The following is a 13,598-nucleotide window of genomic DNA, read 5'->3' as shown; positions in this document are numbered from 1 at the left end:
AAAAGAAGTGATTCTAAGCGAAAAAGTCCCCCGGGTCCGCTTGGCTTAGGTATTTCTGCAGCTGGGGCAAGGTGCCAAAGAACGGCAGTACGCACGCCAAAAAACGGTCTGCCACGCCCTGGTTAGGCGCGTACGCCACAAACGTGTGGCCGCCTTCCTCAAACTCCAGTTCCTCCAGCAGCTGGGGCTGGTGCTCTTCAATAATGGTTTCAATGTGCTCAACCCACGACTCGGCCGTGCCCCCGAAGCCATAGTTTTGAAACAGAACGTAGTACTCCTCCAGCCCGCCCACATCGGCGAAAATGGCCAGTTGGCGCTCGGGAGGAGTGGGAGGCGGCAGCGGAGCTACCTGAAAGGGAAAGGTCGTAGACATAAGGTCAAAGGTCGGCTATTTCCGTGCTCGCGGGACCGGTTTCCGGCGGCTCAGGGCCACAATAAGCCCCACGCTGAGGACGCACAGCCCGGCAATTAGGGCATCACGCACAAACTGGCCTTCTTTCACCTCCTTTATATCGGCTTCGAGGTCGCGCTGGCGGGCGATGTTAGCTTTCTCGCGCTGCCGCAGGTTCTCTGTCTCATTTTGAAGCTCGGAGAGGCGTTGGGCGGTGAGGTTGCGGTCGTCGCGGCCGGTGCTTTCCAGGTGAGTAGTAGTAGCGGCCAGACGCACCGAGGTGGTTTGGGCCCTGCGAGCGGTTTCGTTGAGGATGTCTACAATTTGCTGGTCTTTGTCAACAATTCCTTGCAACGCGTCGACAACTTCCTGCAGGTCCTTTTTGGACGGTTTGTTGCCGAACAGGCTGTGCCGCTGGGCGCTGGCCTCGGCGTAGCGCCGGGTGAGCACCGCCCGTTCGCGGAGCAGGCCGGGAAGCCGGCTGTCGGGCGCAGCAGTGTCGGTTTGGGCAAAAGCGGAGCTCAGCGGCGAACTGCAGAGGGCTCCAATCAAGGCCAGGAGAAGAAAAAAGCGCCGTTTAACGTGCGCCTGCGTTCTTTGTGGCATCGAAAGGATAGGGTGCAGAGAGGCAGTCATCATCAATTTAGTGGTTATGAACAATAATACGTGGCTCCTTTTAGGAGTTCTTGGGCTAGTCGCGGGCGGCTGTGTCAACAGTGGTAAAACGCCCACTATGTACGGTACGTCTACTAGTACTGCGGTAACTAATGCAAACACGAATACGGCAGTGCTGCCCTTTGTGGTAAACGAAGTCAGCGACGACGAAACGTATGGCTACACCGCCGAGAACCCGGTGCGGGTGGGTGGTGGCCGCACGGCTGGCGCCCGCAACCAGCTGCGCTACTTAAATGCTTTGAAAGGTCCGCAAGGCCAGCCCATCACCTACGAGCGCCAAGCCAGCTGCTGCGCCTTCAGAACCCGCCGCGCCGAAGTCGACAACGTTGGTCTGCTGGACGTGTACAAAGTTAGCTGGGCTGGCAAGCCCACGCCGGTCACCATCTACATAAATATGTACCGCGGGGGCAAATTAATGGCTCCCCAAGGCTTCACAGCCGCCAACTAGCCGATAAGCTGGGTCGGAATCTGTTACTTTTATAGGTTCTTCTGCTGATTTCTGCCCCCGATGCCCACTCGTTACTATCCTCGGCTCGCTGCCCTGGCTTCCGACCCGACCGCCGTGCCCGCCGACCAGCTGCCCAAGCTGCGCAAGCTGCTCGAAACGGTACTGCGTGACGAATGCAAGCGGCTGGAAATGCCTTTTGTCAATCTCAACCAAGCCATTGGTCTGGTGGTCTATGAGCGGGGCCTGCCCGCGGCTTTGCGTCGCCAGCTGCAGGCCCTGCGCTTGGCCGCTAACTTGGTGGTGCACGAGAGCTACGCCGGGACGGCCGCCGAGGTGGCAAGCGGCTTTGCGGCGCTGGCAGCCCTGGTGCTGCACCTCACCGGAACCCAATATGAGGGGCCGGCACCTAGCCAAGCAACCGCCGCAGCGCAACCGGCTCACAACACCGATGCGCCAGCGGCTTCAGCCAGTGTGCCAGCGGCTGGCTTGGCCTGGCGCGTAAATGTGCTGCACGCAAACGAAGCCACTGGCGAGCTAACCGTAGAGATGGCTACTCCCGCCGACGGCCGCCCCAGCGCTCCATTCCGCCTGATACTGCCGCCCGCCTACGAAAACATACTGTCTTTGGCCGCGGCGCTGCACCCCACGCTGCACCTAGTGGGCCCGATGCTGCTGCCCGATGGCAGCGTGCGCCCCCGCCGCGTAGTGCTCGAGCCCGACTACTTGGTGAGCGTAACCACCGTGGCCGAATGCGCCCAACGCGACGGCACCATTCCCGAATGGGCACTGCTAAACGCTTTTCTGCCCGATGAATCCTCGCGCCCCCTGGTGCTGGGAAACCTGGTGAACCTACTGCTCGATGAAGAAGTGAGCCACGCCGCCAGGAATGCTGAGGGAAAAACCAAAAGCGAAGCCCTCAGGATTCGGCTTGAAAAGCAGCAGGTAGCTGCTGGAGAAAACAGTAGGGCAGGCGGAGGCTTTCAACCTGCTGCCGTTCTTGAGGCACCGCAAAACGAGTCCTCCGGGAGTGGAACCGAACAGGAGTTTAACCTGGAGGATTTTCTACGCAAACGCCTTTTCCGCACTTCGCCATTGGCGCTGAGCACTCTGCCTGAGTTCCAAACCCGCACCGGTGTGCCCGAGCTGCTCAACGACTTGCGCCGCCACCACCGCACCCTGCGCGAAACCCGCGAGCAAGGTTTTATCGCCCAAAGCCGTACCGGCTACCAACAGGAACCCTTGCACCTGGCCGATTGCTTCCTGGAACCCACTTTTTTGTCGGCCACCTACGGCCTGCAGGGCCGCCTCGACCTGCTGCACGAAAGCAGCACCGGCTACGACCTGGTAGAATTAAAAAGCTCGACCAAAGTGCCCTTCGGCGAGCCGTGGAGCAACCACGCCGCTCAGGCTCAGCTGTACCGCCTGCTGCTGGAATCGGTGTTTGGGGCCGATGGCGAAACTGCTGGCCGGGGCCGCACCAGCATCCTGTACTCCAACGCCGCCATGGGCCAGCCTGCCGTACGACGCGTCGACCAGGACCAGGAGCTGATTGACCGCTTGCTTTCGACCCGCAACCAGCTGGTGGGCACCGAGCTACAGCTGGCCCGCGCAACCGGCCCGCGCCAAACGGCCCACCTACTGGCCCCGGTGCTGCAGCCCAATCTCACGGCCTTGCCTTCCTTCGGCAAAAGCAAAGCCGAAAAAGTGGCCAACGCCTGGGCTGCCGCCGACCCTGTGGAGCGCGCCTACTGCCTGGAGCTGGCCCGCTTCACCGCCCGTGAAATGCGCCTGACCTTGCTGGGCGACGAAGCTCGGCCTGGCGACGCCGGCGGGCAGGCGGGCCTTTGGTTGCTGCCCCAGGCCCGCAAGCATCAGAATTTCAGTTTGCTTGATGACTTGGTGCTGCTCGAAGACCACAGCAATGCCCCCGACGACGCCCGCGACGGCCTGGGCCCGCACCTCATCTTTCAGCGCCCGGCTGGTGGGCGCGAGGTGAACTTCCGGGCCGGCGACACCCTCATTCTCTACCCACGCCGCCGTGCCACGAAAGAGGCTGAAGCGGCTGCAGCAGCCCATCAGCCTGCCTCCCAGGTCCTCACCGTGCTGGATGCGCAGGTGGTGAAAGTAGTGCTGGCCGAAGACCTCGGGGCCGACGGCCAGGTGGTGCTCAGCGTGCGCAACCGGCGCATGGCTCCGCGCTACCTGCTGGGGCACTCGCACTGGGCCCTGGAGCCGGATACCTACGATACGTTTCGGCGGGAGTGGGCTGGTTTGTCGTCGTTTCTGTGCTTGGCGCCGGAGCGGCGGCGGCGCCTGCTGGCCCGTACCGGACCGCGGGAGCCGGAAGGCTGGTCGGCCACGGTGGGCCCGGCTACTACCGCTTCCGAAGTAGTGGCTCGTGCCCTGGCTGCGCCCGATTGGTTTGTGCTCTGCGGTCCTCCTGGCACCGGCAAAACCCGGGCCGTGCTGCGGGAACTGGCCGTGAACTTATACCGGCAAGACAAGCAGGTGCTGCTGGCGGCCTACACTAACCGCGCCGTCGACGAAATCTGCGAACAGCTGGTCGATGCCGGCTTGCCATTTATTCGGGTGGGGTCGCGGCTGGGCACGGCCCCTATGTACCGACCCTACCTGCTTGATAACATGCTGCGCGACTGCACCAACCGCCAGGCGGTGCGCGACCGGCTGGGTACCTGCCCATTCTACGTGGGCACGGTGGCCAGCCTGCTCGGCAAGCCCGAGCTATTTATGCTGAAGCAGTTCGACCTGGCGGTGGTCGACGAAGCCAGCCAGGTACTGGAATCGCCCATGCTGGCGCTGCTCTCCAAAGTGCGAAAGTTTATCCTCATCGGTGACCACCGCCAACTGCCCGCCGTGGTGGCGCAAGAGTCAGAAACCAGCGCCGTGGCCGCCGAATGCGCCGATTTGCTGCGCGACGAGCTGGGCCTTACCAACCTGCGCAACTCCTATTTTGAACGCCTGTTTCGGCGCGCCGAAGCCCGGTGGTCCCACGCCCACGGCACCCTCGCCGACCAGTACCGCATGCACCAGGACCTGGCCGAATTGGTTAATCAGGATTTCTACGAAAACCAGCTCCGCTGTCCGCAACCATGGCAGGCCGCCCCACTGGACCGGGCCGCCTGGCCCGCCCCAGCCGATGCCTATGCCAGCTCATTGCGTTCGCAGCGGGTAGTGTTTGTGCCCACCCGGCGCATGGCCGAAGATTTGTCGATGAAAGAATCGGCCCAGGAAGCCGAGCTGGCGGCGAGCGCAGCTGCCTACATTGCCCAGGGTTACGGCCGGCTTTTCAATCCCGAAACCACATTGGGCATTATTGCCAGCTACCGAAATCAGGCGGCTCGCATTCGCGCGCGCCTGGCCCAGCTCGCAGTGCAGCTAGAGCTACCCGCCCTGGCCCAGATAAGCGTCGACACCGTGGAGCGGTACCAAGGCAGCCAGCGCGAGGTCATCATAGTGAGTTTCTGCTGCCACCACGAGCATCAGTTGGAGCTCATGGTGTCGCCCGACGAAACCGGCCAGGTCGACCGCAAGCTCAACGTGGCCCTTACGCGGGCCCGGCAGCAGCTGGTGCTGCTCGGCAACGAGGAGATATTGAACCGGGCGCCGCACCACGCGGCACTGCTTGCGCGCATCCGGCAATAGCGCGAACCTTGTAGTTCGCGTCCTCATACCGTGTGGGTGTGGTGCAGGGACGCGAGCTTCGGGGTTCGCGCTGCAGTGCGACAATGCTTCTGCCTTACTGCCTTACTAGTGGCGTAGGTACAAAAAAAGACAGCCGCTGTTAAGCGGCTGTCTTTCGGTATCAGAAGCAAAGTTCTATTTCACGTCAACCAATTCCACATCAAAGCGCAGCACTGCGTTGGAAGGGATGGCTCCGTTGCCGGCTCCCCGTGGCCCGTAACCCAATGCCGAGGGTATTAGCAGTATGCCTTTTTCACCTGTCCGCATCAGGGCAATGCCTTCGTCCCAGCCGCGAATCACCTGTCCGCTACCGAGGACAAAATTGAAAGGAGTGTTGTTGCGTTGCGATGTTGCATCAAATACAGTTCCGTTAAGCAGCTTGCCAGTGTATAAAACCGAAGCAGTCTTGCCCGCTGTGGCTAAAATCCCACTGGGATTCGTGGTTAAGGGAGCATAATAGAGGCCCGATGGCTGCCGAACAGCATTGGTTATGTTGTTATCGGCCAAATATTTCGCAATCAGGGCTTCGTCTACTACGGTAAAGTCAACCACTTCCACTTCAAATCGCAGCACCGCATTGGCAGGAACTGCTCCTTTGCTCGACGGGCCATAGGCCAAGGCTGAAGGAATAAGTAGTTCGGCCTTATCGCCGATATGCATGAGCGCAACGCCTGCTTCAAAACCAGGAATCAGTTGCCCGCCACCTACCACAAAAGTGAGGGGCGTGTTATTCCGACTGGACGTGGCGTCGAAAACAGTGCCAGCCGCATCAAGCAGACGACCAGTATAAAGTACTGAAACGATAGAGCCCGCCGCAATTTTTACACCAGTTGGATTCGTTGTTATCGGGATAAAGTATAGCCCGGAGGGCTGCTTTTGTGCGGTCGTGATGTTGTTATCAGCCAAGTATTTGGTGATAATATCGTTGTCAATGCCACTATAGTCTTTGAGCTCAGGAGCGTCCTTCTGACAGGCGGTAGTAAATAAACTGCTTGCGACTATGAAAGTCAGTAAAAACAAGCGATTCAGATTGGAGAAAAAGGTATGCTTCATAAGTGTTGATTTTTTCCAAAATTACAGACTAATGGCCAAGGCAGTTCGGGAGAAAAACGTTTCCTCCGGTACCTTAACTTGTCGATTGGCGGGTTTTGCTATTGTTGCAAAGGATACAAAACTATAGCCGCCGGCGTGTCAGGCTTATACACTGCGTCGTATTGATGCTGCAATAGGCGTTAAATGCTCGTGCAAAATCATTCATACCATAAAGGCGCTCAGCATGACCGCCTTTATTTTGCTCCAGCACTTAAATACCTCGAAGCAGCCTGTACAACGTTGTAGCACGCTGCCTTCCTGCCTCAGTCATGGCCTAAGCCAAAAAAAGACAGCCGCTGTAAGGCGGCTGTCTTTCGGTATCAGGAGCAGGTTGCTACCTCACGTCTACTAATTCAACATCGAAGCGCAGCACGGCGTTGGCTGGAATGGTGGGGGGGGCGCCCCGCTCGCCATAGCCCAGCGCCGATGGAATGAGCAGAATGGCCTTTTCGCCTTTGCGCATCATTCCAATGCCCTGGTCCCAGCCGGAAATTACCTCGCCGCGGCCGAGCACAAATTCAAACGGAGTATTTCCCCTCGACGACGTAGAATCGAACACCTTGCCGTTGAGCAGCATGCCCGTGTAAAGCACCGAAACAGTCTTGCCCACCGTGGCCCGCGTGCCGGTCGGCACGGGAGAAACCGGCACGTAATACAAGCCGGAACCTATGCGCTGGGCGTCATTAATCTTCTGGTCGCTGATGTAATTGGTGATGAGCTTCTCATCAATCTTGACGTAGTCTTTGCTACAGGAAGATGCAAACAGGCTTGCGGTTGCCAGAATGAAGAGTAAAATGAAACGGTTTGCCACAGGGGGAAATGAAATTTCTGTTAGATATTTTTTATAAAAATAGCGCATTGCGCCCAGACCGAGCCCCGCATTGTTGTTTCGCAAGACTGTTACTTCTATTATGTAGTTAAATGGTTTGCTGGCCCCGGATTCACCTCTAGCGGTGATTACCTGCTGCGTCATTCGATAACCATGTTGCATACATTGATTTCCTGACGACCATCGGCACTGGCCAGGGCCCAGAAAAGGCCCTCCGTACTATGGGGTTTTGCTACGTTTCCCCGGGAGTCGAGCGCAATGACGCCGCCCTTGCCGCCCGCGGCAGCTACTTTTTGGTGAATAACAAGGTCGGCCGCCTCCTGTACAGTCAGGCCCTTGTACTCCATTAGCGCGGCGATGTCGTGGGCTACGGCGTGGCGGATGAAAAACTCGCCGTGGCCGGTGCCCGATACCGCGCAAACGTGATTGGCATAGGTGCCAGCTCCAATAAGTGGAGAATCGCCCACCCGGCCAAACCGCTTGTTCAGCATGCCACCGGTAGATGTTCCAGCCGCAAGCCGCCCCGCTTGGTCAAGCGCCACAGCGCCCACGGTTCCATATTTAGAACTTTGGGGCAGGGTTTGAGCGTGAGACAGGTGGCGCAGCTCGGCTTCCTTCAGCACTTGTAGTTGTTGCCAACGCTCATCGGTGTGAAACCAGGAGGCGGGTGCCGTTTCCAGCCCGGAGGTGGCCGAAAACTCGTCGGCACCCACGCCCGTGAGCAGCACGTGCGGAGAAGTCTCCATCACGGCCCGGGCGGCGGAGATGGGGTTTTTTACGGTCCGAACTCCCGCCACTGCGCCAGCCATCAGGGTGAAGCCGTTCATAATGGCAGCGTCCATCTCGTTTGCCCCGGCATGCGAAAAAACGGAGCCCCGGCCTGCGTTGAACAACGGCGAATCTTCCAAGACTTTCAGGCTCGTTTCAACCGCGGCAACGCTGCTTCCGCCTTTAGCCAACACGGCAAAGCCAGCGCGTGAGGCCGCGGCAAGCGCTTCTTTATAATCTTCCTCTTTCAAGAAGGGGGCGCCAGCAGGGTACAGCCGGCCAGAGCCGCCATGAAGGAGGAGGGTGAAGGGGAAAGGAGGGGAGCCCATGAAATAAGAGAGCAAGAAAATCCTGGCTGACGCTAGAGTCAGGCTACGTTAGGGTTAGGGTTTGAGCGCCGTTAGGACCCGCTTTATTAAGTCGTTCGGGCTGCCGTTGTGCCAGCGCCACACTATTACGAGGTCGTGCTCAGGGTCAATCCAAATGGTGTTCTGGCCGGCTCCCAGGGCGGCGTAGCTAGTAGCAGGGGCGTCGGGCCAGGCTTTTTGCTCGGTGTTGAGCCACCAAAGATAGCCGTAGTCGGGGCCAACGGGTCCGCGGGTCGTGGCCTGCTTTATCCAGTTAGGCGACACCAGTTGCCGGCGCCCCCAGCGGCCTTGGCGCAGCAGCAAGTAGCCGAACCGCGCTTCGTCGCGGGCGTTGATTACCAAGCCGCCACCCCAGCGAGTACCGCCGCTCACGGAGGGCATGGACTTGCCCTTTACCGTGGCCACGGCGTTGGGATAGGGCACCCACTGCCAGGTATTGGAGGCGCCAATGGGGTCCATAACTTCCTGTTTTAGCACATTGGGCAGGGGGCGCTGCCAGAGCCGCAGCAGCGACAGGGCCAGGCGGTTGATGCGCACATCGTTGTACTCGTAGTACGTGCCGGGAACTTGCAGGGCGCGCGGCTTGCGTTCGCCTTTGCCGAAGGCCTCCCGGCCAATGAAGTTGGCATTTTTGCCCCACAGCTCGCCTTCCCACTCACTGGTTTGCCGGGCGTGGTGCTCCCAGGTGATGGAGCGGTTTTGCTCAGAATCGTAGCCACCATCCTTGACATAGGCCGCCACGGGGTCCTTGATGTCCTTGATTAATCCCCGCTCCAGGGTAATGCCCAGGATGGTGGAGAGGAAGCTTTTGGCCACGCTATAAGTGGGGTCGGGGCGCTGCGTATCGCCCCATTCGGCCACAATGTAGCCGTGGCGAAGCACGAGGCCGTTGGTGGCTGCCCGGCTGCTGGGCATGGGCCCCAGCAGTTTGCCAAATATCTCTTCCTGGGTCGAGAAATCCGGCCTCATCTGGGTAGTCCCCTGCGTTTGGGCAAAGGCTATTGCTTCGGCCAGCCGCACAGAATCGAACCCAGCCGCTGCCGCCGACTGGCGTTGCCAGGCAGCGCCAGGGGCGGGAAAATAAGCAGCTGCCGGGGTGGCAGTGGCCCCTGTGGGGCTAGCCGGCCGGGTGCAGGTGGCCAGTGCCGGAAGCAGCAGCAGTGCAAAACTTTTACGAAGCGAAGAAACCACGGAGCAGCGGTGAAAGTGAACGAGCATCAAGGAAGCAGGCCCGACGGCCGCCAAGGCCTCCAAGTTATACTCTATTCATTAATGCGGCTCAACCATCTGCCTCGCTGCACCGCTTGGTCCCTACGGGAAAATACCCAGCGACTGGTAGCTGACGCCCACTTTCTCGATGGCGCTATAGAAGGCCGCCGTGCGCAGGTCCTGGATGCCTTTCACGTCGTTCATTACCGCCCTGATTTCGTGGTAAGCCACAATCATGGTGTCTTCCAGGCCGGAGCGCACGAGGTCAATTTCGTCGGTGCCGTGCACGATGAGCGCCCGTTCCTGGGCGCTGATGCTTTTGCCGGTGTTCTGCTCAATGGCCGATACCAAGCGCTGCAGCGAGGCTTCTTCGGCCCGCTTGCCCATGCGACCAAAGCGAACATTGGACAGGTTTTTCAGCCATTCGAAATAGGAAACCGTCACGCCACCGGCGTTCAGGTACAAGTCAGGCAGCACGACAATGCCGCGCTCGAGCAAAATTTTCTCGGCGTCCCGGGTCACGGGGCCGTTGGCTCCTTCGGCAATGATTTTGGCTTTGATGCGAGCGGCGTTGCCGTCGTGAATCTGGTTTTCCAGCGCGGCCGGCAGCAGCACATCGCATTCGTATTCCAGCAGGTCGGCCGAGTTGGCCACATTCTTTGCGCCCGGAAAGTCGAGAATTGAACCGCTGTTGGTGCGGTGCGTCACTACCTCATCCACGTCGAAGCCATCAGCGTTGAAAATACCGCCTTCGCGCTCAGCAATACCAATAATCAATGCGCCGGCCTTCTGGCAGAAATGGGCGGCGTGATAACCCACGTTGCCCAGGCCCTGCACAATTATGCGCTTGCCGCTCATGCCACTGCTCAAGTCTATTTGCTTGAGCATTTCGGTATCGTTAAATAGCTCGCGCAGTCCAAAGAACACGCCGAGGCCGGTAGCTTCGGTCCGGCCGCGGATGCCGCCCTGGCCCACGGGCTTGCCCGTAACGCTGCCCAGAGCGCTGGTGTCGCCGTATTTGAAGGCTTGGTAGGTGTCGGCAATCCAGGCCATTTCGCGGCTGCCGGTGCCGTAGTCCGGGGCCGGCACGTCGACGCCCGGCCCAATTAGGTTTTTCTTAATCAGCTCGCTGGCGTAGCGCCGCGTTACGCGCTCCAGGGTTTCTACCGAGCTGGTGCGGGGGTTGATTTTTACGCCGCCCTTGGCCCCGCCAAACGGCACGTCGACCAAGGCGCACTTAAAGGTCATGAGCGTGGCCAGCGCTTTCACCTCGTCTTCATCTACGTGAACACTGTAGCGGATGCCTCCTTTGCTGGGCAGCTTGTGGTGGCTGTGCTGCACCCGAATGCCTTCGAACACCTGTATTTTGCCTTCAACTTCAACCGGGAAGTTTACCTTGTAAATGCTGTTGCAGGCCTTTATTTGCTCCAATATGCCGGGGTCCAGTTTAGAGAAGCTAGCCGCTTGGTCGTAGAACTGCAGCACACTGTTGTAAAAGTCTATTCCCTGAATTGGCTGGCTCATACATGAAAGTTTAGGTGGAAAGTTTTATCGTAACGGCAAATAGAATTGAACCGTTGTGTCAAACGCAGGCCGAACGTACTCCCCATGGCGTTTAAGAAGCCCACCTCGAGTAACCTCGGCAGGTCTAAACTCAGCTAATGGCCAAGAGGACCGGGGCAACATTGTCAGAGCCTGCTTTCTACCACCAAATCATCGGGTTGGGGCTGGCTGGCTTTTGGTCTTTTGTAGAAATAAAGAATCAGCAGCGGCAGCAAGGTCAGCTCGGCCACCACGCCGAACAGCAAAGTCAGGCCAATGAGCAGGCCCACGTAAAACGTCCCATCAAACTTCGAAAACAGCAGTGTAGAAAAGCCGCCTACCAGAATGAGGGAAGTGGTGATAACGGCTTTGCCGGCGAGCAAATACGTGCGCCGCACGGCCCTGAATATGTCAGGCTCTTTCGCAAGCGTGAGCCGCAGCTTGGAGATGAAGTGAATGGTGTCGTCGACAGCAATGCCGAAGGCGATGGTGAAAATGATACTGGTGCTCACTTTCATGCTCACGCCGGCTAGCCCCATCACGCCCGCCACAATGATGATGGGCAGTAGGTTGGGAATGAGCACCACAATGGTCATGCGCAGGGATTTGAACAGCGCCAGCACAATCAGCATGACCATCAGCACGTCGATGACCATGCCTTGAATCATGTTCAGGGTAAGGTTTTCGTTGTTCTTGTCGATGAGGTTGGAGGAGCCGGTGAGGCGCGTGGTGAGGACGGTGGAGTCGACGCTGGCGCGCAAGTGTTTGCGCAACGCGTCGTTGAGGGCACCGGCGCGCACGCTGCCCACGTCGGCCATGCGGCCGGTAAGGCGGCCGGCCGAGCCATCGGGGAGGGCCAGGGCGCTGAACTCTGGCTTTTTGCGAAATAGCTTGAGCTTGCTGCGCAGGCGCTGCAGCTCCAGGGTGTCGGTGGGCAGGCGGTATTCGGCCAACCCTCCGCCATTCAGGGCTTTGCGGACCGATTTTACCAGCGTAACCGGCGAGGCCGCGAAGCGCAGCCCGTAGGTGTGTTGCAGGTAGTCTTCAATCTTTTCGGTTTCCTGCAGCACCGCCAGGTCGTAGATGTCGCGGCCGGGCGCTGGCCTCAGCTCCATCTCAAAGGGCCGCAGGCCGGCAAACTGGCGCTCGAAAAAGAAGAAGTCCTGCCGCACCGGGTCGCTTTTCGACAGGTCGTCGAGCAGGGAAGAATTGATGCGGACGCGCGTCGAGAACCCAATGGCCGTGGCCAGCACCAGCCCACTCACCACAAAAATGAGCCGCCGGCGCACCAGCACCAGGCGAAACAGCCGGCCCAGCACCCCGTCCCAGCTGTGGCCTTGGCGGCGGGGCTCCCGCAGCTGCGGCTTGCCCAGCAGCACCAGCATGGCCGGCAGCAGCGTGAAGCTGAGAATGAACGCCAGGATGATGGCCACGCCCGTGAACAACCCGAAGTTGTGAATGGGCCGAATGGTCGACGTCATCAGCGTGAAGAAGCCCAGGCTGGTGGTGAGCGCCGACAGGCCCGACCCAAACCCCGACTCCTTTATAGTAGTCCACAGCGCTTCCTTCTTGCCAGCGCCGTAGCCCAGCTCGCTCACGTAGCGGCTGATGATGTGAATGGTGTCGGACATGCCCACCACAAAGAGCATGAGCGGGAGCAGGGCCGTCATCAAGTCAATGCTCACGCCAAAGGCCGACATCACGCCCAGGCCCCATAGAATGGCCCCCAGCACCACTATCAGCGGCAGCACCACGCCCCACCACGTGCGGAAGGTGAGCCAGAGCAGGCCCGTTACCAGTATAACGGAGAGCGACATGAACACGACCAGCTCCCACTGCAGGCGGTCGACGAATACCGACTGTGCCACCAGCTTTCCGGCAAAGTGGACCCGCTCGTCGGGCAGGCCCGCCCGTGCCAGACCCGCCCGCAACGCCGCAAAGAGGGAATCGCCGGGCGGCTTTTCCAGGTCGGGGGTGATTTGCAGGACCAGGGCCACGGCGCGGGCATCGGGGCTGAAGATGTTGCCGACCAGGCCGGGGGTGCGGTAGATAAGGGTGGAATCGTCGGCGCGGCGGGCAGGCTCGTTGGGGTGAAGGTAGGGCAGGCTGAACAGGCCCAAGCCCTCCACCACCGGATTGGACAGGGTGGTGGGCGAGGTGATACTGAGCACATGCCGCTGCCGCCGGGCCAGCCGGGTCAGCGTATCGACTTGGGCGAGGAAGGCAGGGTCAAACACCGTTTTGCCGGCTGGGGCTTCCAGGCCCAGCAGCACGTAGTCGTTGTCATTGCCGAAGCGCTGGGTATAGCCCTGATAGTAATCCAGGTCGGGGTCGCCGGCTGGGTAAAAATCGTTGAAGTTGTAGTTGAACCGCAGCTGAGCGGTGGAATACACGCTCAGGACCGTGATGAGGCCCAGCAGGAACAGGGTGAGGTGGGCGAGGCGGCGAAGAGGCATAAGCGGGCCGCCCGCGCCGCCACCGGCCGGGGCAGGTGCCGGGCCGACGGCAAAAGGTGGGCAACAACAGAAAAACAACCACTGCTCCGACTCACAATTAATGCAGCACAGCGGCGTA

10 protein-coding genes are annotated in these 13,598 nt (G+C 59.7%); 2 read left to right on the top strand and 8 right to left on the bottom strand.

Annotated elements, in window-relative coordinates:
• Positions 1-13: 13 nt before the first annotated feature.
• A complete protein-coding gene (locus tag ACP7AJ_RS05965) occupies positions 14-373 on the bottom strand; it encodes an Imm51 family immunity protein (protein ID WP_426059279.1) in 360 nt (119 codons plus the stop codon).
• Positions 374-388: 15 nt separating this feature from the next.
• Positions 389-943 (bottom strand): hypothetical protein, encoded by a 555-nt coding sequence (locus ACP7AJ_RS05960; protein ID WP_426059278.1) that lies wholly within the window; start codon positions 941-943, stop codon positions 389-391.
• 181 nt (positions 944-1,124) lie between these two features.
• Between ACP7AJ_RS05960 and ACP7AJ_RS05955 the strand changes: the two genes are divergently transcribed.
• Positions 1,125-1,514 carry a hypothetical protein gene (locus tag ACP7AJ_RS05955; RefSeq protein WP_426059277.1) on the top strand — a complete coding sequence of 130 codons (390 nt, stop codon included), beginning with the start codon at positions 1,125-1,127 and terminating at the stop codon, positions 1,512-1,514.
• A 60-nt stretch (positions 1,515-1,574) separates the two neighbouring features.
• Positions 1,575-5,177, top strand: coding sequence for a DEAD/DEAH box helicase (locus ACP7AJ_RS05950; RefSeq protein WP_426059276.1), 3,603 nt, complete (start codon positions 1,575-1,577; stop codon positions 5,175-5,177).
• Positions 5,178-5,351: 174 nt separating this feature from the next.
• On the opposite strand, the gene ACP7AJ_RS05945 is transcribed toward ACP7AJ_RS05950, so the two are convergent.
• From ACP7AJ_RS05945 to ACP7AJ_RS05920, 6 genes are all read right to left on the bottom strand, one after another.
• Positions 5,352-6,269: an FKBP-type peptidyl-prolyl cis-trans isomerase gene (locus tag ACP7AJ_RS05945; RefSeq protein WP_426059275.1), complete on the bottom strand. Its 918-nt coding sequence runs from the start codon at positions 6,267-6,269 to the stop codon at positions 5,352-5,354.
• A 373-nt stretch (positions 6,270-6,642) separates the two neighbouring features.
• Complete coding sequence (locus tag ACP7AJ_RS05940) at positions 6,643-7,119, bottom strand: FKBP-type peptidyl-prolyl cis-trans isomerase (RefSeq protein ID WP_426059274.1); 477 nt, start codon at positions 7,117-7,119, stop codon at positions 6,643-6,645.
• Between the two features lie 158 nt (positions 7,120-7,277).
• Positions 7,278-8,234: an isoaspartyl peptidase/L-asparaginase family protein gene (locus ACP7AJ_RS05935; protein WP_426059273.1), complete on the bottom strand. Its 957-nt coding sequence runs from the start codon at positions 8,232-8,234 to the stop codon at positions 7,278-7,280.
• 54 nt (positions 8,235-8,288) lie between these two features.
• Positions 8,289-9,464 carry a serine hydrolase domain-containing protein gene (locus tag ACP7AJ_RS05930; protein ID WP_426059272.1) on the bottom strand — a complete coding sequence of 392 codons (1,176 nt, stop codon included), beginning with the start codon at positions 9,462-9,464 and terminating at the stop codon, positions 8,289-8,291.
• A gap of 120 nt (positions 9,465-9,584) precedes the next feature.
• The gene (locus tag ACP7AJ_RS05925) at positions 9,585-11,006 is read right to left on the bottom strand and encodes a Glu/Leu/Phe/Val family dehydrogenase (RefSeq protein ID WP_426059271.1); all 1,422 of its coding nucleotides are present in this window, start codon (positions 11,004-11,006) and stop codon (positions 9,585-9,587) included.
• Between the two features lie 164 nt (positions 11,007-11,170).
• Positions 11,171-13,480, bottom strand: coding sequence for an efflux RND transporter permease subunit (locus tag ACP7AJ_RS05920; RefSeq protein ID WP_426059270.1), 2,310 nt, complete (start codon positions 13,478-13,480; stop codon positions 11,171-11,173).
• Positions 13,481-13,598: the final 118 nt, after the last annotated feature.

Source organism: Hymenobacter sp. B1770 (genome assembly GCF_049896385.1).
Taxonomy (GTDB): Bacteria; Bacteroidota; Bacteroidia; order Cytophagales; family Hymenobacteraceae; genus Hymenobacter.
This window is presented reverse-complemented; position numbering and strand designations above follow the sequence as displayed.